The sequence below is a fragment of the Fulvivirga sedimenti genome, from assembly GCF_020328055.1.
On the sequence record NZ_JAIXNE010000002.1, the window covers coordinates 1 to 19,255 of the forward strand.

20 protein-coding genes are annotated in these 19,255 nt (G+C 41.4%); 5 read left to right on the top strand and 15 right to left on the bottom strand.

Annotated elements, in window-relative coordinates; translation table 11 throughout:
• The coding region (locus LDX50_RS06295) for a hypothetical protein (RefSeq protein ID WP_225697585.1) at positions 1-459 on the top strand (459 nt) is incomplete at its 5' end.
• On the opposite strand, the gene greB is transcribed toward LDX50_RS06295, so the two are convergent.
• The 6 genes from greB to LDX50_RS06325 all read right to left on the bottom strand — a co-directional run bounded on the left by greB (position 456) and on the right by LDX50_RS06325 (position 4,179).
• Complete coding sequence (greB, locus tag LDX50_RS06300; protein WP_225697586.1) at positions 456-776, bottom strand: transcription elongation factor GreB; 321 nt, start codon at positions 774-776, stop codon at positions 456-458. The genes LDX50_RS06295 and greB overlap by 4 nt on opposite strands.
• A 51-nt stretch (positions 777-827) precedes the next feature.
• On the bottom strand, positions 828-1,601 hold the full coding sequence (locus LDX50_RS06305; protein ID WP_225697587.1) for a DUF6090 family protein: 774 nt from the start codon (positions 1,599-1,601) through the stop codon (positions 828-830).
• Between the two features lie 46 nt (positions 1,602-1,647).
• Positions 1,648-2,127: a hypothetical protein gene (locus tag LDX50_RS06310; protein ID WP_225697588.1), complete on the bottom strand. Its 480-nt coding sequence runs from the start codon at positions 2,125-2,127 to the stop codon at positions 1,648-1,650.
• 178 nt (positions 2,128-2,305) lie between these two features.
• Positions 2,306-2,560, bottom strand: a complete 255-nt coding sequence (locus LDX50_RS06315; protein ID WP_225697589.1) for an FUSC family protein — start codon at positions 2,558-2,560, stop codon at positions 2,306-2,308.
• 99 nt (positions 2,561-2,659) lie between these two features.
• Positions 2,660-3,367 (bottom strand): LytR/AlgR family response regulator transcription factor, encoded by a 708-nt coding sequence (locus tag LDX50_RS06320; protein ID WP_225697590.1) that lies wholly within the window; start codon positions 3,365-3,367, stop codon positions 2,660-2,662.
• Entirely contained in the window at positions 3,364-4,179 is an 816-nt protein-coding gene (locus LDX50_RS06325) for a sensor histidine kinase (RefSeq protein WP_225697591.1), read from the bottom strand. The genes LDX50_RS06320 and LDX50_RS06325 overlap by 4 nt, the downstream gene beginning before the upstream one ends.
• A 223-nt stretch (positions 4,180-4,402) precedes the next feature.
• Between LDX50_RS06325 and LDX50_RS06330 the strand changes: the two genes are divergently transcribed.
• Complete coding sequence (locus tag LDX50_RS06330) at positions 4,403-5,086, top strand: CPBP family intramembrane glutamic endopeptidase (RefSeq protein WP_225697592.1); 684 nt, start codon at positions 4,403-4,405, stop codon at positions 5,084-5,086.
• A gap of 14 nt (positions 5,087-5,100) precedes the next feature.
• Here the strand turns inward: LDX50_RS06330 and LDX50_RS06335 are convergent, their stop codons facing one another.
• Both LDX50_RS06335 and LDX50_RS06340 read right to left on the bottom strand, forming a co-directional pair.
• Positions 5,101-6,327 carry a hypothetical protein gene (locus tag LDX50_RS06335; protein ID WP_225697593.1) on the bottom strand — a complete coding sequence of 409 codons (1,227 nt, stop codon included), beginning with the start codon at positions 6,325-6,327 and terminating at the stop codon, positions 5,101-5,103.
• A gap of 115 nt (positions 6,328-6,442) precedes the next feature.
• Positions 6,443-6,934, bottom strand: coding sequence for a helix-turn-helix domain-containing protein (locus LDX50_RS06340; protein WP_225697594.1), 492 nt, complete (start codon positions 6,932-6,934; stop codon positions 6,443-6,445).
• Positions 6,935-7,891: 957 nt separating this feature from the next.
• Between LDX50_RS06340 and LDX50_RS06345 the strand changes: the two genes are divergently transcribed.
• The gene (locus tag LDX50_RS06345) at positions 7,892-9,256 is read left to right on the top strand and encodes a hypothetical protein (RefSeq protein ID WP_225697595.1); all 1,365 of its coding nucleotides are present in this window, start codon (positions 7,892-7,894) and stop codon (positions 9,254-9,256) included.
• Positions 9,257-9,374: 118 nt separating this feature from the next.
• On the opposite strand, the gene LDX50_RS06350 is transcribed toward LDX50_RS06345, so the two are convergent.
• From LDX50_RS06350 to LDX50_RS06360, 3 genes are all read right to left on the bottom strand, one after another.
• Positions 9,375-10,268, bottom strand: a complete 894-nt coding sequence (locus tag LDX50_RS06350) for a cytochrome c4 (protein ID WP_225697596.1) — start codon at positions 10,266-10,268, stop codon at positions 9,375-9,377.
• Between the two features lie 193 nt (positions 10,269-10,461).
• Positions 10,462-12,591, bottom strand: coding sequence for a prolyl oligopeptidase family serine peptidase (locus LDX50_RS06355; protein WP_225697597.1), 2,130 nt, complete (start codon positions 12,589-12,591; stop codon positions 10,462-10,464).
• Between the two features lie 312 nt (positions 12,592-12,903).
• Positions 12,904-13,632, bottom strand: coding sequence for a DUF6090 family protein (locus LDX50_RS06360; RefSeq protein WP_225697598.1), 729 nt, complete (start codon positions 13,630-13,632; stop codon positions 12,904-12,906).
• Positions 13,633-14,153: 521 nt separating this feature from the next.
• On the opposite strand from LDX50_RS06360, the gene LDX50_RS06365 reads away from it, so the two are divergent.
• Complete coding sequence (locus LDX50_RS06365; protein ID WP_225697599.1) at positions 14,154-14,783, top strand: hypothetical protein; 630 nt, start codon at positions 14,154-14,156, stop codon at positions 14,781-14,783.
• A gap of 196 nt (positions 14,784-14,979) precedes the next feature.
• Positions 14,980-15,786, top strand: a complete 807-nt coding sequence (locus tag LDX50_RS06370) for a TolB family protein (protein WP_225697600.1) — start codon at positions 14,980-14,982, stop codon at positions 15,784-15,786.
• Between the two features lie 46 nt (positions 15,787-15,832).
• Here LDX50_RS06370 and madM read toward each other — a convergent pair whose 3' ends face one another.
• From madM to LDX50_RS06390, 4 genes are all read right to left on the bottom strand, one after another.
• Positions 15,833-16,582, bottom strand: a complete 750-nt coding sequence (gene madM, locus LDX50_RS06375) for a malonate transporter subunit MadM (RefSeq protein ID WP_338029998.1) — start codon at positions 16,580-16,582, stop codon at positions 15,833-15,835.
• Entirely contained in the window at positions 16,579-16,947 is a 369-nt protein-coding gene (gene madL / locus LDX50_RS06380) for a malonate transporter subunit MadL (RefSeq protein ID WP_225697601.1), read from the bottom strand. Before madL ends, madM begins: the two co-directional genes overlap by 4 nt.
• A complete protein-coding gene (locus LDX50_RS06385; RefSeq protein WP_225697602.1) occupies positions 16,944-18,440 on the bottom strand; it encodes an acyl-CoA synthetase in 1,497 nt (498 codons plus the stop codon). Before LDX50_RS06385 ends, madL begins: the two co-directional genes overlap by 4 nt.
• A gap of 283 nt (positions 18,441-18,723) precedes the next feature.
• Positions 18,724-19,131 (bottom strand): hypothetical protein, encoded by a 408-nt coding sequence (locus LDX50_RS06390; protein WP_225697603.1) that lies wholly within the window; start codon positions 19,129-19,131, stop codon positions 18,724-18,726.
• Positions 19,132-19,255: the final 124 nt, after the last annotated feature.

Consider the following 19,255-nt stretch of genomic DNA (forward strand, 5'->3'; position numbering starts at 1 on the left):
GGTGCAATGCCCAATTCCAGAGCACTAGGTTGGGGCTTTAGCTTTAGCGGGCGTGAATACTTTGGTGCAAAAAAGCATTGGTTCCGTTGGATGGCTAGCTATGGACACGGATGGGGTAGCCAAATAGTGGCTACAATTGGCACACAAGCTTCTGCCATTGTAACGCCGGAAGGCACATTAGAAACGATGCCTGCATGGAATTTAGGAGGTGGATTTGCGTTTCGTTTGTCAAACACCCTTGTTACCAATATCAATTCAAACTGGTATTCTATTGATCCTTCAGAATACAAAGAAGGGTATGATATGAAAGCCGGATTATCGGGCCACGCTAATTTGATTTGGTCTCCATTAAAGAGCTTGAACACCGGAGTAGAATTCATGATGGTACAGCGCACGAATGTAAATGATACGCAAGGTACTGGCAGACGATTGCAGTTTATGGTTAAGTACTTGTTTTAAATAAACAACATGCGGTTCTTAAGGCCCTTATCATTTTCAATTTCCACCCAAGCGCCAAACATGACCTTGCCTTCCTGGTGCGGATGGTATTCCACGACCTTAAAGTCATCGATGCATTTACGCAGATACAGAATTCGCCGGTCAATTTCACGGAGGCGTTTTTTATTGTAGTGGTAATCGGCATTTTCGGAACGGTCACCCAGGCTGGCTGCCCGGGAAACCTTTTTGGTGGTTTCAACGCGCTCTACTTTCCAGAGATGGTTTAATTCATCTTTCAGCTTTTGCATCCCTTCCGGGGTGATCATGGGTGTTCTCATATCTGTTTATCCGGCTAAAAAATCTTTGTATTACTTTAGCCACTCATTTGTTTAGTCATTAATCCCATTGATGGTATATTCTTTAATCTCTTCTCTCAAATGATCATTCAATTTCTTGTACATTTCAAGATTACTAAAGATAAAATTACTCTGTTTAAGAAAGTTAGTCAGAATATCAATTGCCCATTTTGATTGAATCAATTTCGCGTACTCCGACTTATACTGATCATTAGTCAACGTCCAATTTGGGATAGAATTATCCCTCTTCAGCCTGATTAGTCCGTCATTTGAATGGTACAATTCAGTCTGGCTATAATCAATTGATTCAGAAATATTTCCATATATCTCTGTGGACCAGGTCAGGTAGGGGCTTTCATAATATTTAATTATTTCATTGATAAGATCTTTGTCTTTGATTTTGTTAATATAACCTCCGCTTATCATCGAAAGGTAAGTACTCCTTTTGCTTGAAAATTTTTTGTATTCAAGGGTTGAATTGAATAGTTCTCCTAACGCATGATTTGATAGCTGGACAGACGTGTCATTATATTCAAGTAATCGTTGAATAGCATTGGTTTTATCGGCATAGAATGCATACAAGGTATCCATACGTTCCGAGTCCTGATTCAATTCGGCATAAAGGCCATTCAAATCGTTTAATACTTCAGCATTTTCATCAGTTTCTGTCTTCCAGCTGTTCAGCTGTATTGCAATTAATATCCCGATTACCACGAGAATTATTTCTCCGGAGGCATACAGTAGGTACTTGCCAATTTTGTTTTCAGAGGACAGGTTGTGCCTTATTTTCCTGAATATATTTATCATTGATTGAGGGTAGGATAAACTGTTATTAAATGAAGCCTAGAAATTGTTAGTCTAATTTTATCTTATTTTTAATTCTATCCAATAGACTATATTTCCTTTTTGAAAAATCTTCAGCACGGTCAAGCCACTTTTCGGCTTTTGCTCTTAATTCCCAATCTTCCTTAGTTGAGACCCATATCTCCACACCATTAAATTTCTCATTAAATGGGTCAAAAACTATTATTTCATATTTGCCAGTAGACCTTGGAAGAAGTTCGTATGTCTTGATAGGGACAGTATCAAAGTTGTCTTTTCCAAGCTTAGAGTTTTTTCTGTAAACAGTTAACAGCAGATCATTTAAGGTGGAATTACTTTTGTTTATCACCTCGATAATCATTCTATTACAACGAGGAATCAAACCAAATTTCTCATCAGAATTTGGAAGAGGAACTAATTTTTTATCATAGGAGATAAGTCGAACAGATACAAGCATGAGAAAGTTTGTCAGTTCATCAATTCTATCAGATTTGATTAGTTCTAGATTCATATTCTAATTAAGCCCAGCTAGTTCTATCTACCAAAAAAAATCCAAATATCCCGAAATGTGTGTCAGTCGCGATTCAAAAGCTCAGACCACCAATTTCTTTGTCTCACATAAAATCGGTAGTCATGTTAAGTTTGAAGGACTTTCTTGTAATGCCAGGATTGATATAGCCTGAAGTTTATTAAAGTTGTCGCAGGTTACGTTCCTTTAACTCTTTCTGCAGCGCCTCGTATTGCCCGGGTTTTTTCAGAAGTCTGTAAATCACAAACAACGGGATTAGGGTCACAAGACCCCAGGTGCTCGCAGCTACGCTATAAATAATGATTCCGATTAAAAACCCAATAAAGAAGGCATCAATTATGGGTGATGGTTTGTTCTTCTTCGCTACTTCCAGCAGTTCTGTGTCGGTCAACTGAGAGAGTTCTTTTTGGTTCATGCGCGTAAATTGATTTTAAATGTAACATGAATTACCTGTTGAAGGTTTTAAAGATCCACTCCATGGAATCAACATCTCATTCTTATCATGATTTTTGGATCAGCTTCCACTTAATATCCGATTTACATTTAATTTGAAAGATTTACCGATGGGCACTTCATAATTCCTGATCATTATTCTGTTGCCCTCAATAGAATTAATCTGACTTTTTGATACAATAAAGGATTTATGAACCTGGAAAAAATTGTCGGACGGAAGTGTCTTGATGACGTTCGAGATTTTATCCCGAATTACTATTTCACTATCCAGGGTAACCACCTTGCAATAGTTGCCTGTTGATTCAACAAACAAAATAGTCTTCAAATCAACCTGGATGTAGCTTTTATTGGATCGAAGAAATATCCGGTTCTCATCTTCTCTATCATTTGACAGTACCGAACGGCTCATTGCTTTGTTCGCATCAACACTATCTATTTTGTTTATGGCTTTAATAAAGCGTTCAAAAGAAACGGGCTTGAGTAAGTAGTCAACAATATCCAGCTCATAACCCTCGACGGCAAACTCTTTATAGGCAGTTGTAACTATAACCTTTGGTGGTTTGGACAACGTCTTTAAAAAATCAAACCCGGATATTTTGGGCATATTCAAGTCGAGAAAAATCAAATCAACTTGTTCACTTTTTAAGATATTTAAAGCTTCAATGGCATCATAACAGCTTTTTACGAATTGTAAATGCTCCATTTGCTCACAATATCCTTTAATGACGTCGTGAGCGTAGTGTTCATCATCCACTATAATGTATTTCATTTAACCGATATTTCGAGTTTAGAATAGTAGATATCATCTTTAATCTCAGTATCAAATTTACTCCTTTCTGCATAGAGTAATTCAAGTCTTCGTCTCAGATTCGTCAATCCTATTCCGGTCATGTTTTCTTGATTCTTTTCAAAATTGTTCTCAACCTCAAACGTTATTTTATGAGTGTCTGATGTCAACCTTAAATGTATAAATGCATTATGGGTAATGGTTTCTATTCCATGCTTGAAAGCATTCTCAACCAAAATAATGAATAAAAGGGGAGTGACTTTCGCCTGGTCATCTTCCACTTCTACAGTGAACTGCACATCAATTTCCCTGTGATACCGCACCTTATGCAGGTTAATGTAATTATTTATAAAATCAATTTCCTCCTTCAGCGTGACCAGCTCATTTTTACCCTCATAAATACTATACCGCATGATATCCGATAGCTTTAATATTACCTCTTTAGCCAGGAGAGGGTCCTTATCCACCATTGCATAGAGATTATTCAACATGTTAAAGAAGAAATGAGGATTTACTTCAGATTGAAGCAACATTATCTCCGCCTTTTTCTTTTCATGCCGCATGGCCAGTAGATCTTTCATTTGCCCGATGAACCAATAAATAACCAGCGATATCAATGTGAAAAACAGAATGATATAATACAGAATGAGTATTGTACCCACTGACGTATCGAAGGTAAATGTCACTGAATCTTCACCAGTATAGATCAGGTAAATAATGATGATACCTCCTGGAATTATCAATGAAACAAGCACTATGGAATAAAGCGCCCTTTGCAGGATTTTTGATGGCATGCTCATGGTTCAAAGGTAACCTTCATTTTATTCCAAGTAAAGAAACTTGATAAACAGCTTTCAGTAGGTGACAAACAGTCTGATTCGTGTGAAGAACGAACTTCATAACGGTTATGATGCCCTTTTTTAGGTGCAAAGGGTCGTTCATCCCAACTTTTTTATGAACAACGGATTGCTTGATACATTCGCCTGCAAATCAGGAAGAATAAAATTATCCGGTGACATGAAAGCTAAATTATTTACCTTTTTATCCAAACCCTACTCGGTTTTAATAGTCATACTTATTGCCATTTTGCTATCGCTTTCAGATAGAAATTTTGGGTACTTTTTTGGGTTGGGAGTGGTCTTATTCATTGCCTGGCAAAAGAAGTGGGATTGGTCCTATTTCGGAATAGGGCAAAAAATAACTCTTCAGACGATTATTACCAGTGTTTGGATATCCATCGTCTATTTTTTTGTGACGGGAGTCATTGATGGTGTCCTTCAGCATCACCTGGGTGACAACGATTTAAGTTCACTGGATGACTTACGGGGAGATTTTGGCAACTACTTACTTATGATGATTATCATGTGGGTGTTCGCAGCGATGGGAGAGGAGCTTCTGTTTCACGGATATTATATGAAGCGTTTAGCCAAATTAATGGGGGGTTCAAATAAAGCATGGGGGATATCAGGTGTAATTATTGCGGTCTATTTTGGCCTGTCCCATGGTTACCAGGGGTTATCCGGCATTATTGGAATAACTATAGGATCACTGTTTTTTGCTTTTTTGTTTTATAAAAACAGAACCAACTTACTGTTGCTTGTATTCATCCATGGGATCTACGACTCAATTTGGCTCACACTAATCTATTTGAATGAAGATATGCGGGTATCCGGTTGGTTCGAAGGGTTGATATATAAATAATCAACAACCAATTTTCATAGCTTTATTTCCGAATCAGATGTGTCGTAATGAACAACCTGTACTTCACCATCATCCCGATATTTATAAACTGAATAAGCATGACCATTATCTTTACGGTTGATCAACTTATCTGACGTTGAGAGATAGCTTATTTTTGAAATTCTTCCCTGATCATCATACTCATATCGAACACCGTGATAACCTCTCGTTTCATGCAGGCAGGGGTTGCCTGCTACATCAAAATACCTCAGGCTTTTCCTTTTGTTGCCTTGCTCATCCCATGTCAGAGATAGTTTGTGATAACCTGCATTACTGTGTATATCCGGATTTCCTTCCGCGTCATAAAAAGTACGCTCCTGGATATTCCCGAACTGATCAAATTTTGTTTTGCTCTTGATTATGCCATAATGGCTGGCAATAGATTGACTTTTTTCGTCCTGATGTTCAAGAGCTACTTCGTACCCGTATTCATTAAATTCCTGTTTACCTATCGCCACATTTGGACCGTTCCCTTTTTCCAGTTCATTCCTGTTGTTGAGGACGTTCCATTCCAGAAAATTACCCTGGGAATTGGTGGTTATTCTGTCTTGTGAGGCCCCGGAGCTATTTTCCACCAGATTTCCATTCTCATCTATATTTTGCATTAATGCAATGTGCCCGGATGGGTTGAAGTATAATCTCAGGCGGTGAAATTCAAAACCCGGGCGAATCGTAACGCGATTACCTTTCTCGTCGTATCGATCTTCGATAACGCTTCCATCATCAAGGTATTCCCATTGATACTCATAGATTCCCCAGCTATTTGTTAATCGCTGATGATCTTTATTAAGAAAATAAAGTCTGTTTCTGAAACCCAAATCATTATAGGTATACATAAAAAGAGTACAGTTGCCAAGTACTTCAACTGGTTCGCCTTGTGTATTAAAGAAAGAAATAGTCTCCGATTTCTCTCCATAATCGAATTTCATAAAATGCGCAAGCGTAAACAAACTGGCCGTATGATTGGGGTTTCTGGGTGTATTCCCGTTAAAGAATGAAACAGATACCAATTGGTGCTTTTCGTTATATAAAAAGCGGTAATGGTTTCGATTCATCGCCTCTTCTTTATTCAAAGGGACACTTCCTTTTATGGGGGATAATGGTGTTTCTACAAATTCAACGGTTGAATAGTAGAAGACATGCTGGTCATTACTCTTTTCCTGAGCAATACAGCCGGTATAAACTCCAGGGAAAAAGCTCATTAAAAGGAGCCATAATACACATCCTGATTTCATCTTTGTAATATCATTGTTCGATTACAAAAATGTTGTTTTCTCTTCTTTTTAGAGTTGTTTCAGCAGATAATGAAGTTTCAATTTATCCATCAGAACTTTTTTTACTGACTTGAATAAATTGTTTTGGGGTGAGGCCTGTTTCTTTTTTGAAAGCTCTGAAAAAAGTTGATTTTGACTTAAATCCGCATAGTTCTGAAATGGCTTCAATAGTTAAGTGCTTATTTTCAGGGGATCGGAGTTGGCGCTTTGCTTCCTCAACTCTGAATTGATTGATGTAATCATTAAATCGTATACCTAAGCCATGATTAATGGTTTGCGAGATATAGCCCGGGTTGGAGTTTAGTTCATTAGAAAGGAGTTTCAAATTAAAGTCAAATTGCTTGTATAATTGCTTCTCCCGGATGACTCTGGAAATTTCTGTAATCATTTCATCATAACTGTTCTTATTTAAAGAACTGGAAGCATATTTTGCTGGAGGCAAAAACGCAACACCACTATTAACAAGAAGGGCAATTAGAGAAAGCAGAGCAATTACCACCGAAAGAAAAGAGATATCCACGGGCCACTCAATCATGGACCAACCGGATGTAATTTCGAGCTTTTTGTAAAGAAGGTTTGATGACAGATTAAATAAGAAAAAAAACGAGATCACGGTAAGCAGGATGTACAATAGTATCTTTTTAGACGTACTGTGGTTAGCTCGTGTGAAACGAAAAAACTCAAAGGAGATCAAGCTGACAAACACTAGTGGAATAATTGTTCCCTTGAATAAGGTTTGCCAATTCTTCCAATAGTTAAAAGATCCTGGTCTGGTATCCTGGTAAAATAAATCCAGATTTACGAGTTTCTGGTCAGTACTTAAGCTTAGTGAATGAAAATAATTGATAAAGATGAAAGCGATTATTGTACCTATTAATATCCAATGTTTGACTCTTAGTCGAAAGTTGGATCTGGTAATAGAAAGTACGAAGAACAAAAAGACAGGATAAACCAGAAGATTAAAGAACCTGCCACTTATGTATAAGGCAGGGAAACTGTAGATCAACTTGCTATGGATAAGTGTTTTATAAAACAACTCATAGGAAAGTAAAAACAACAAAAAATAGAGAAATAAATACCCGCCATCATTAAAACCCTTTCTCAGAATAAAGAATAATGATAAAAAGCTTCCAATACCAAAAAGGCTAAACCCCAGTACAGTAAAATAATCCAATTTTAATGGCTTTTATATTTTGGTGTCGAGATATGTACGAGTGAAATGACGGGATCAAAATCCGACGGTAAATATATCGGTGCTCAGACAAATCGTTAAAATCTAAGATAGTACAAATTTTAAATTGTGATAGTTTTGGGTTTTAAACTGTGCGCTACCATATTGATTGTCCCGATTTAAAACAATCATTGTCTTTGATTTTCATGTAAAATGTATACTGGTTTCAAACAATATCTGGTCAAACACATTATTAAGGTTGATAAACTGCATAGAACTTCGATACTAAGTATGCGATTAACACGAGTTGCCCCTAATCAAATGAGAAAAATACTGCTTGTATTAATTCCGATCTTCTTTTCCCTGGCTAATCCTGCAATTAGTCAGGCAATTGATAATAACAATGTTCGCAAAAAACTGCGGGTGTTTATCGACGGTTGTGACCGGTGGGATGGAGGTTGTGATATGGATTTTATCAGAACGGAAATTACAGCGGTTGACTTCTACCGGGATAATGAATCAGCTGATGTTTTTGTGCTGATTAACAATAACGAATCTGGTGGTGGCGGAAGACAATATCAACTTTTGTTTATAGGTCAGCAAAACATCCATGCGGGAAGAAACGATACCGTGTATGTAAATAACAAACAGACGGATACCGACTTCGAAGTGCGGGCAAAACTTACCCGGTTTATCAAATTGGGTTTAGCTCCGTACGTTGCAAAAACCACAGCAGGGGAGGACATCGATATCAATATGAAGACTGACTCTCGCTTTACGGAAGACATACGAGAGGAAACCGTTGATCCCTGGAATTATTGGGTTTTTAATGTGGGAACCGATGCGAACTTTGAATTAGAGGAATTGAGCAGGGACATTAATTTAGGTGGAGAAATCAATATTAACCGTATTACGGATGAATGGAAAGTTAACCTATCGGTGAGAGTAGATGAAAGGCTGAGAAAAACGATTCAAAGAGAGCCAAGAGTTGATGAAAATGGCGATCCGGTTCTTGATGAAAATGGAAACCAGATCATTGATGATGTTGAGAATAATTTTGATGTATCAGAATTTGGATTTGGTCACCAGCTGGTGAAGTCTATTTCACCCCAATGGTCTTACGGATATGATTTGGAAGGTCTCCAGAATACCCGTTTTAATTATAAGTTTCAGACCAGATTCAGACCCGCTGTAGAGTATAATTTTTTTCCGGAATCAGAGCAGAATTCCAGGTTTCTGAGAGTGAATTATGGGATTGAAGTAAGGAATAACAGATATGTGGAAGAAACGATTAACGGTGTCACTGAAGAAACCAGGGTTCTGCATAGTCTGAGAGCCAGTCTCGGACTAAATAAACGTTGGGGCAACCTTGAAATAGGATATCGTTTGAGAAATTATCTGGATGATTTTAGCTCCTGGACCACAGGTTTGAATGTTAGAGCAGATGTCCGTGTCACCGGGAATTTTTCTTTCTTTATGAGGGTAGAAGGTAACTACGTAAAGGACCAGATTTACCTGGCAGCAGGAGATTTCACCGAACAGGATATTCTGAGTGGCAGGGTAACCCTGCCTTCAGCATATACTATTGATTCCAGGTTTGGGTTCAATTACCGATTTGGTTCTAATCTCAATAACTTCGTGAACAGGCGATTTTTTGGAAGGGCCAATTTTGTTGGGAATGATTAGTACGGCAATTAGGGTATTATTCGGTCCATCCTGAATCACATTTCACAAAGCAGGTATCGCCATTGGTCGCGAGCGTTTTTAATCAATCGAATTTATTGAAGGGTCTTCATTAATGGGACTATTTTTCTTCAATCAATTGTTTTGTGTAAGCAATGACGTTTTCAATCTCGTTATTGGTTAGGTAAACAGATGCATGTCCGGTACCGAATGGTGATTGAATGGTATCTCCCTGAATTGTTATACCTTGTTTAAGAAGTAGCTTGTAACTACTTAAATCATAGCTAATGGCGTTTTTAATATCTCCAGAGTCTTCTCCAACGCCATCTAATGCCGCCCCATGGCAAGATGAACACATGGTCTGTGCAATCAATCTTCCTTTTAACAAATCCTGCCCAAGATCAGGCAATGTATGACTCCTGTAGTACAGTACTTCATCTTCTGAAGTATGATAATAAGGCTTTCCTTCATTATCGGTTCTCCAATAATTTGCTGGCAACCTGGCCGAAACGGAATCTTTATACCCTTCAGGTGGGATAGGTGTAGGGTTTCCTTTCTCGGGAATTGTTCTTAAATAAGCAATCAATGCATCCATGTCTTTTTCACTCAAAAATTGAGATGTTTTTGAAGGCATCAGGAATAAATCACGTGAAGGATGAGTGCCATCTCGCAATAATTCTTCGAGTTGATCATCACGCAGTTTAGGTAATGTAAGTGATATGTTGCTAGCCCATAGACCATCGAGTATTGGGATAAAGTCACCGAAATTCACGCCAGTATAATCAGACAAATGGCAATTATTGCAGGCAAACAAATTTGCCAGGCGCTTACCATGTAAAATTTTCTCTTGATTAGTTGTATACTCTGACCCGTCAAAACTTACAGGAGAAATGTATATGTCCGTGGTGTCCTCATTGTTTTTCTTCTCCTTTGTACTTTCAGCACATGAAGAAAAAATGAGGTTTGCTATTAGAAGTAATATGCAAACAGTGATTTGATTCGTGGTAGCATTCATCAAGAACAGATCAGACCTGGCTTTGCCCCAGGACCGTTTTTAGGATTGAATACTGTCAATAAACGAAAAAATACGCAATGAGAAAAATGGTGAACTTTACAAGGAAACGTTCGTGCTAAGTATATGTTTTTGCGGTGATCCAAAGATCTGCCCGGCGTTCCTCTACGCCTTTTAACAAGACACCTGCAAACATCTACTCAGACGGCACGGCCAGGTGGCGGTCAAAGTATTCGATTATCTTGCCAAACAGGTAGCGATTGTAGTTCTGCTCACCGCTCCATCCATGCGTCGCACCCGGTGCAAATGCAAAGTCGAAATCCTTTCCCTGGTTAATCAGTTCTTCAGCTAACACGGCCGTTGTCTTGAAAGGTACCACCTGGTCCTGGATGCCGTGGATGAACAGGAGTTTATCCTCCAGATTCGCTGCGTATTTGAGCGCTTTTCTTTCGAAGACCTCCGGGTGTGTCTGTGGGCGACGAACAATCGCGACGTCGTCCGTGCCAAAGAACATCGGGTCAACAGCCGCCGCTGCAGCAACACCCACCTGGAATAAGCCCGGCTTCATCAAAAGTGAATAAACAGAGAGTGTGCCGCCATAACTGCTGCCCCAGATACCGATGCGATCGGGATCTACATAATCCAGTGACTCCATGTAGGCAACGGCGCTTGCATAATCTTCAATGTCCTGGTCGGCAAAGCCCAGCAGGAACTCTTCACGGAATGCACGGCCATAACCGTTGCTGCCACGTGAATCCACCTGCACGATAATATATCCCTTCTTAGCCAACAGATGCTGTACGAGGCTGTAGTTACCGGCCCAGCGGTTCCTTGCTGTATTCGAATACACGGGTCCAAACAGCACCGGGTACTTCTTGCCGGGCTGCATGTTGGCAGGTTTCAGAATCCGGGCGTGCAGTGTGTAGTCGTCGACAAGGCTGGGGAAACTAACGTATTCCGCAGTCGCCCAGGTTCGCTCCGTGAAGGCTGGCAACGGCGAGTGGGTTACTCGTGTAGGGTCACCACCCTCGCTGCTTACCACGTAAAGTTCGGGAGGGGATGTGTCGTTGCTGTGCATGAACACCAGGTGCCGGCCATCCGGTGAGGGGTAGCCATCGTTCCGGCCCGAAAGGCGTGTCACCTGTTCGGGATCGCCACCGGACATATTCAGGCGATACACGTGTTGTTCGTACGGATTAACGCCGTTGCCTTCGTAAAACAGAGCATCACCAGCAATACTTGGGGCGGACAGTACATCGTAGGACGGATCTGTCAGGAGCTGCGGACGATCCCTGGACGGTGAGGCATCGATGGTATAAAGGCCGTAGCGATCACCCATATCACTTAAGAAAACAACATTCTTTCCATCCGGATGCCAGGCAGATCCAAATGATGTGTACATGCGGCTCTCTCGAACACCTTGCCAAATCTCGCGCGGTTGGCTTTCTCCGGGTGCAACGACGAACAGCTTACGTTCAACCGCCGTGTCGGATGCGATATCAACCAGCAGAGCACCGCCAGGTGACCAGTTGAAGTCGATGACCTGGTTGGCGTGCGGGTCTGGCAAATCGAGGTATATAATGTTACCGCTTTCTACATCGAGCAGGCCAACCCTGCGAATCTCGTTTGGATCACCCGGGTAACCCCGGCGTACCTCGTTGGGATTGGTTTCGGCACCGAGGTAATCCGGGAACGGCACCTTTCGCATCTCGCGTCGGTCAACGGCGTGAAACGCGATGGTCCTGCCATCCGGGGACCACTTGTATGTTGGCCCACTCCAGATGCCCGGACCGATTTCACGTTCCGGACGGCTGTAGCGCCCTTTCTTTACGCTTGAGAGACTGGCGATGCCGATTTCGGTGAGCTGACGATTCTGTTTGGAAGGGAAGTCAGCAAGCCACAGGTCACCGTTCCGTATATACGCTGCCTGGTTGCCGCTAGGCGATATCGTCAGGTTATGTGCACCTGCCTCTACGGGCATAAACTGGAGGTCTTCTCCCTGGCTGAGCGATGTCTGCCATAACAGGTTGTTAGCTCGCAGGCTGACAATGGTGTTCGGGTCGGTCCAGACAATTTCGCGCACCGGCGCGGCTGCCGTATTGGAAATGTGGCGCACTTGCTTCCCATCGCTTGTGGATACCCAGAGGCCGCGCCCGGGATTTCCTGGTTCACTCCAGGAAAAGGCGAAGTGCTCGCTGTCCGGTGCCCACACAGGCCGCGACGGGGTTGTTCCCGTTAGTTTAGGCGTTGCAAACAGGTCATCAAGGGTGAGCTCAGCTTCCTGTGCTGTGACTGTTGCGGGCATCGCCATCAGTAAGCCTGCCACTATCCATGTTTGCCAAAAAGGGATGTGTTGCATGTGTTTGCTTTAGTAACTGTCTTGTAAAATAATCTTATACTCCCCAAATTATATATTGCAGATAGCCAGTTGATTGAAATCCATCCACGCATAAACTAATATACAGATTTTAAATTGTGATGATTGCGGCCGCTATCTCACAATTTAAAATCATACTTGAATTCTGAATATATGAAGAAGAAGGAATGATTTAGGCAAGAATTTCCTGAATTAGATTTGGCAGGAGGGGAGTGGTAATCCCGGAGTCCGTTGCCACTTAAAGTTCAGATTCACATTAGATCAATGGGAATCCAGCTTTTTCTTAACTTCTTTTCTTAAAATTTCAGCCTTGTGTTTCAATTGTTTCCAGGAACCTATTTGGGATTGTAAGGAAGCCATACGACTAAACATGGAACCCATAAATTCCTGGTCTTTAATTAGAGTTTCCAGGTCCAATTCAGGCAATGGTAATGAGATATTATAGCGTTCAAAGCTTTCAGAGGTTGCTATCACCTTCGCATACATCTCCGGTCTTGTAATTTGATGATTATTGACGAATGCACTTTGTTCAATGATAAATTTATTGTTCTCAATTTCCTTGTAGTATTTAAAAATAAGACCGCGCAAGGTATCTGATTTTATCAATTTCATTGTACCTGTGGATAATGCCTCATTGAAGGTGCCATCATTGGCTTGAAAATGGTAGTCCTTTATAAAGGATTCCATTTCCGTGATAAATTCAATTTTATCACCACTTAAAGCGGTCATAATTTGTGTGGTAGTTTCCACTGAATCAATCAATTCATTCAGTTGTTCTATGTCACTTTTTAAATCATATTCTAATAAATTGTATAGAATCCTTTTTTCTTCCAGGTTATTTTTCCGGTGCTCAACTGTAGTATTCAATTGGAAAGCCAGAAAAATTCCTATCATAACCAATAGCACTTCACCTAATGCATAAATCAGATATTTGCTGAATTTATTTTCTGATACTAATTGCTGTCTGATTTTTTTGAAGAATTTTATCATTGTATCGATGGTTAGTAGAGATGAAGGCTATTGTATCTGAACAGGAACCAAGGTTACCTGAATTCTGTAGTTCATAGCTTTACCCAGGATGATTTGAGAGTAGCCAGTGCTCAGAGGAATCATCAAAACCTAAGATAGTACAAATTTTAATTTGTGATGATTGCGGGTTTTAAAATGCTGAGTCACGCCGGATATAAAATGCAATCACCTTAACATAAAACCGATCCGTTATCACACTGAAGTGATGATAACTGGTTTTATGTTAAATACTCACGGTGTTCGTATTGCGGTGACCACGTGGTGTTGTTATATAATTTATATTATGTTAAATAGAAATATTGAATACCTCCCTACTTATGCTCATCGCTCTTGATTACAACTTAAAAGTGAAGTTTGCTCGAAGTAGATTTTTCAAGTAAATTAAATTCTTCACCTCTGGTCAGAAAGTATCGGATATTATCAATTGATATCAGAATTCAATGATGAAAGGACACAATTCAAAATTCTTGTATTATACTGGAGTGGCATCCATTTTATTTGTTATCCTGGCTTTTGGAATCGTCGCATTGGTACAGCCTGTAAGACTGGAGCGATACTATAAGCCCTATGTAATTATACATATAATATCGACACTGGGTTGGCTAATTCTATTTACCTGGCAGTCAAGGCTAATTCTGAAGAACAAATTAAACCGGCATAAGCAAAATGTGAAGATTGCTCATGTCCTGGTCATAGTTGCCACCATTGTTGGAATTTACATAACATACCTGTGGGGAGACCCCGGGAGATTAATCGGTGAGTCCAGGGACGTTCTGGTCTTTGCCGGCTTGTATTTTGCGAGTATCGTGCTCGTAAATAAAGGAAAAACCCAGGCACATAAACGACTGATGCTGGTAGCTCTGGTAAACCTCGTCTCTCCTGCCTGGTCCAGGGTTGGATCTATTTTTGATTGGTCAACACCTGTAGTGGTTCTCGCTATGATTCTAACGTGGATTATTATTCCGCTGGCGTACGACATTTTTACAATTCGAAAGATTCATCGGGCAACTATAGCAGGTATACTAGTGACGATGATATCATTTGCCCTGATGATTGCAATTGTAATCTCACCCTGGTTTGATAAGATTGATGCTTTTCTCTATCCAAAATGACAAAACATTAGGTCTGCTCATATCCTTAACCCAATTATATTCGGAGTTTGTTGAAACTGTAATAATCAAGTAAACTTGTCACTCCATTACCTCTTCTAATCCGTTGCCAGTATTCGTATAAATGAATAGATGCAGTTTCACCTTTCTTTTATTGCTATTCCTGTTTAGCTGTAATCCTGAAAAAGGACATCACTCTATGAATCTTTTAAACCTGGAATTGCCGGGCACTGTACCTGTGGCATTTATGCCGGATTTAGTACCCGATGGTCAAATCATTCATAAAGGCATATTGAGTCCGGACATGAAGGAATACTACTACACGATTTCCGACCCAAGCTTTGAAAATTTTGACGTGTACGTAATTCGGAAAGAAAATGAACAATGGACCGAGCCAATAACCGCATTTTTCAACAGCGAATTTGATGAACATGGCATCAGCTTTTCCCCGGATGGCAACACCCTCTATTTCAGTTCAACCCGACCTGTGTATATTGTGGATGTTCAACCGACATGGCACATTTGGAAGTCAGATAAGGTGGACGGTTCATGGACTGACCCTGTTTTTGTGGATATTCCAAATATGAGGGATAAATTGGTATCCCATCCTGTAATTACGAATTCCGGAACCCTGTATTTTCATTCCAGTAATCTGGATTACAGTGATATGGACTTATATCATTCGAAACAGGTTGACGGCAAGTTCCGGAACGCCGAAAAACTGTCAATATCGCTGAATGCCGATAAATGTACCCCCTACGTATCACCCGATGAGAAATTCCTGGTTTTTGCAACCATCGGGGAACAGCTTGAATTATATGTGAGTTTCAACGACGGACAAGGGAACTGGACAAGAACGAAAAGATTAAATGATCGAATCAATGCTTCGGGCCAGGGAAATCCCTACGTCACCCCGGATAATCAGCTTCTCTTTTTTACAACGGACCAGGATGGAAAATGGCAGGTTAAATGGGTTAATATCGGGTCTGAATTGAATTCAGATTAATGCCTCCAGCAATTTATTATGGCCATTTCCTGTTAATTCTCCGGAATTACCCCAGTACGGCCAGTACCAGCAGGTAAAATACGCTCGGACAAAGCAAAACCCCCACTCCTGTATAGAATGTCGAAGTCATGGCTCCATATGGGACGAGCTTCGGATCTGTCGCAGCAAGTCCGGCTGCCACACCACTCGTGGTTCCGATCATTCCTCCGAAAATCATAGCTGTCGTGGGATTATCCAAACTCATGCGCTTGGCTACTATGGGGGTAATAATGGTCACAAAAACCGTTTTCATCACTCCTGCGGCAATGCTGATCGCGATCAGTTCTGAAGAAGCGCCAATGGCAGCCCCGGTGATCGGCCCGACAATATACGTGCATGCACCGGCGCCGATGGTTGTAAAGCTCACGGCATCGGTATAACCCATGGCATAGCCAATCGATCCGCCAATAAAAAAGGTGATGGTCACCCCTATCAACAATGATAATACACCTGCGAGACCGGTTGCACGGAGCTCTGAAAAGTGTACGCCCATGGCAGTTGAGACGATGGTAAAGTCCCTGAACATAGACCCTCCCAGTATTGCAAGGCCCGTAAATGCCGGATAGCTGGCAACCCCCTTATTCCCACCAAAATATGCCAGGACCAACGCGGCGAAAATGGCAATAGCCACCCCCGGGATTTTGTTGAATACCACTTTCTTTGAAAACCAGTTGGCTAAAAACAGGGCTACGCCCATAAATAAGAAAGCCAGGACGAGTCCATTTTTAGCAAGAAATTGTTCCAGGATCTCCATCATTGGTTGGTTTTAGCGCTGGCCATCCTGGAAATAAACGGGACAAAGAAATAGCATGCCGAGGTTGCAATAATTCCCGCAAGTACCGCGACCCACCCTCCTGACACCGCTGCCCTGACATTCAGGGTCGCTGCCATGGCAATCACCACCGGAATGTACATGGCGCTCCAAAAGTAAATTCCGTCTTTTGTGTCTTTCACTTTCGGCATGGAGTCCTTCATCCTGCCATTCATGAATATCAACAGCAACATTCCAAAACCCACACCTCCCACGTTGCCGCCGATTCCCAGCCAATAGCCTAAATATAGTCCGACAAGCTGTCCGATGAGGTAACACGCTGCTAATATGGCCACACCATAGATTCTCATTCGTTCATACGATTCGTAAATAGTTCTTTCAGTTCCTTTTTGGTCACTTTACCCATAGCATTTCTGGGGAGATCTTCCAGGAAGATGTACTTCCGGGGGATTTTATACGGAGGTAATTTGGTCCGGATCCACTGATCAATTTCATCCGCGGGAAGTTCGCTTCCCTCACCTGCCAGGACTACGGCTGCACATACCAGCTCACCCCACTCGTCATCAGCAACACCCACCACACCACAGTCCTTAATTTCCTCTCGAAGGCGTAAAATCTCTTCTATTTCCAATGCTGAAATTTTATAACCACCTGACTTAATTATATCCACGGAGCTTCGGCCAATTATTTTATAACTACCTGTATCATAGATTGCTATATCACCTGTCTTAAACCAACCATCCATAGTAAATGCATCTGCTGTTTCCTTCGGCCGCTCCCAATATTCCACAAACACATTCGCCCCTTTCACCAGGATTTCTCCGGGGTCACCCTCCGGCACTTCTTCAAAGTCGCCATCCACCAGTTTAACCGATACACCCGGCAATGGTTGACCGATATGCCCCGGTCTTCTTTCGCCATGATACGGATTACTGATGGCCATTCCAATCTCGGTCATACCGTATCGTTCCAGCAGTGTATGTCCGCTTATCTCTTTCCATTTTTCCATCACCGAAACAGGCAGCGCGGCAGAACCGGAAACCATCAGTCTCAGTTTGCTGAGATGCTGGTACAGGTCGGACCTCTCTCCGGCCGGCAATGTTTCCCAATAGGCGATGAGTTTATGATAGATGGTTGGGACGGCCATAAAAAGTGTCACATCCCCCCTGTTGAGCACGTCAAAAACGGATTTCGCATCAAATTTTGGAAGGAATTCGCAAGTGGCCCCGGCCCATAATGCACAGCTCAGCACATTGATGATACCATGAACATGATGCATGGGCAGGATATTCAGGATATGGTCTTCCCTACTCCATTCCCATGCGTCTGCAAGGCTTGTGATCTGGGCCTCGATAGTTGCATGCGTGCTTACCACTCCCTTTGGCGATCCGGTTGTGCCACTCGTATAAAGGATCATCGCCCGTCGGTTCGAATCAATTTCCGGCAGGATCCCATCGTCAGCCGGAAATTCATCATTGGCAATTAACCGGATACTGCTGGAACCGGTATACTTTTCAAATTCTGCCAGGTATTCCTTTTCTACCACGAGGTATTCAGCCTTTGTGTCCTCCAGGATATATTGTATGGCATCAGGCGGACTGCCATGATACAATGGAACGGCAATGCCACCGGCACGCCATATACCCCATTGAATCTTCACGTAATCAAAGCCTGGCTTGATCATAAAAGCCACTCTTGCCTCATGGAGATCTGTTTTTTCGTCTAACAGTTGACGGGCTGCGGCGTGGGAAGAACTCAGCAACTCCTTGTAGGTATAGGACTTCCCATTTGCAATAATTGCTGTTCTTTCCGGGGTGGAAAAAGCCCGATGAATAATGTTCATAAGTAAAACATGATAGTACGGAATTTCAAGATAAAAATTCCTGCAACAAAAGTCCGTATTATCCAGCCTGAATAAAGATCAAATTATTTCGGAGCCTTCCTGAACACTACAGACGGTCAGGCCTCCCGGGGCAATCTGCAGTTTATGTCAATTCCAGGGAAATTCTCCACACCTGCAATCATTCTTAGGTTTAGTTAGGATTGAAGAAATCAAATATTTGCTTTTAAACAATAAAGCCAATCCGACGGATTGGCTTTATTAAATGTTTAATAGGAAACTTTTCTTATGCACCAGGGTTTATTGAGAAACTCCCGTCACCGACAAAATCAGTTAATGTGATGGTTATTGTCCAGTCACCTGGTGTTCCTTCGGTTGAAACTCCATATTTTGAATCATCCCCTACACCCCTTGTAAGAGTATAGTCTGAAACCACATTCCCATCAGCATCTTCCATAACGAGTCTGAAAGAACCACCCTTTGCAGCTGTTATATCCATATTATACTCAGCACGCGCCTGTGGATTATTCCAGGAATAGCTTCTTATAATACTTCCGCCATCACCTGTTACATCACCTCCGAGATCACTTTGAACTTCATTTATTGAAACATTTGCAGTCGGTTCGTCATCGTTACAAGACGAAACAAAAGCCAAAAGTGACAAACACATAAAAATTAAACGTAATCGTTTCATAACTAAATAAATAATTGATTTTTTACAGGCATATATACCGTTGCACATTTATCAGTAACCCCTAAGCAAAGATTTTTTAGCATTAGCCGGGTATTGAGTGTGCTACAATTCATGGTTGTTTCCC

Bases quoted from the DNA above. Each gene is read 5' to 3' on its own strand.
- LDX50_RS06335 (WP_225697593.1), bottom strand. From the start codon at position 6,327: ATGAGCTTTTTCCCTGGAGTTTATACCGGCTGTATTGCTCAGGAAAAG.
- LDX50_RS06310 (WP_225697588.1), bottom strand. From the start codon at position 2,127: ATGAATCTAGAACTAATCAAATCTGATAGAATTGATGAACTGACAAAC.
- LDX50_RS06390 (WP_225697603.1), bottom strand. From the start codon at position 19,131: ATGAAACGATTACGTTTAATTTTTATGTGTTTGTCACTTTTGGCTTTT.
- LDX50_RS06345 (WP_225697595.1), top strand. From the start codon at position 7,892: ATGAGAAAAATACTGCTTGTATTAATTCCGATCTTCTTTTCCCTGGCT.
- madM (WP_338029998.1), bottom strand. From the start codon at position 16,582: ATGATGGAGATCCTGGAACAATTTCTTGCTAAAAATGGACTCGTCCTG.
- LDX50_RS06350 (WP_225697596.1), bottom strand. From the start codon at position 10,268: ATGAATGCTACCACGAATCAAATCACTGTTTGCATATTACTTCTAATA.
- LDX50_RS06340 (WP_225697594.1), bottom strand. From the start codon at position 6,934: ATGATTGAGTGGCCCGTGGATATCTCTTTTCTTTCGGTGGTAATTGCT.
- LDX50_RS06315 (WP_225697589.1), bottom strand. From the start codon at position 2,560: ATGAACCAAAAAGAACTCTCTCAGTTGACCGACACAGAACTGCTGGAA.
- LDX50_RS06305 (WP_225697587.1), bottom strand. From the start codon at position 1,601: ATGATAAATATATTCAGGAAAATAAGGCACAACCTGTCCTCTGAAAAC.
- madL (WP_225697601.1), bottom strand. From the start codon at position 16,947: ATGAGAATCTATGGTGTGGCCATATTAGCAGCGTGTTACCTCATCGGA.
- LDX50_RS06325 (WP_225697591.1), bottom strand. From the start codon at position 4,179: ATGCCATCAAAAATCCTGCAAAGGGCGCTTTATTCCATAGTGCTTGTT.
- LDX50_RS06370 (WP_225697600.1), top strand. From the start codon at position 14,980: ATGAATCTTTTAAACCTGGAATTGCCGGGCACTGTACCTGTGGCATTT.
- greB (WP_225697586.1), bottom strand. From the start codon at position 776: ATGAGAACACCCATGATCACCCCGGAAGGGATGCAAAAGCTGAAAGAT.
- LDX50_RS06360 (WP_225697598.1), bottom strand. From the start codon at position 13,632: ATGATAAAATTCTTCAAAAAAATCAGACAGCAATTAGTATCAGAAAAT.
- LDX50_RS06330 (WP_225697592.1), top strand. From the start codon at position 4,403: ATGAAAGCTAAATTATTTACCTTTTTATCCAAACCCTACTCGGTTTTA.
- LDX50_RS06320 (WP_225697590.1), bottom strand. From the start codon at position 3,367: ATGAAATACATTATAGTGGATGATGAACACTACGCTCACGACGTCATT.
- LDX50_RS06385 (WP_225697602.1), bottom strand. From the start codon at position 18,440: ATGAACATTATTCATCGGGCTTTTTCCACCCCGGAAAGAACAGCAATT.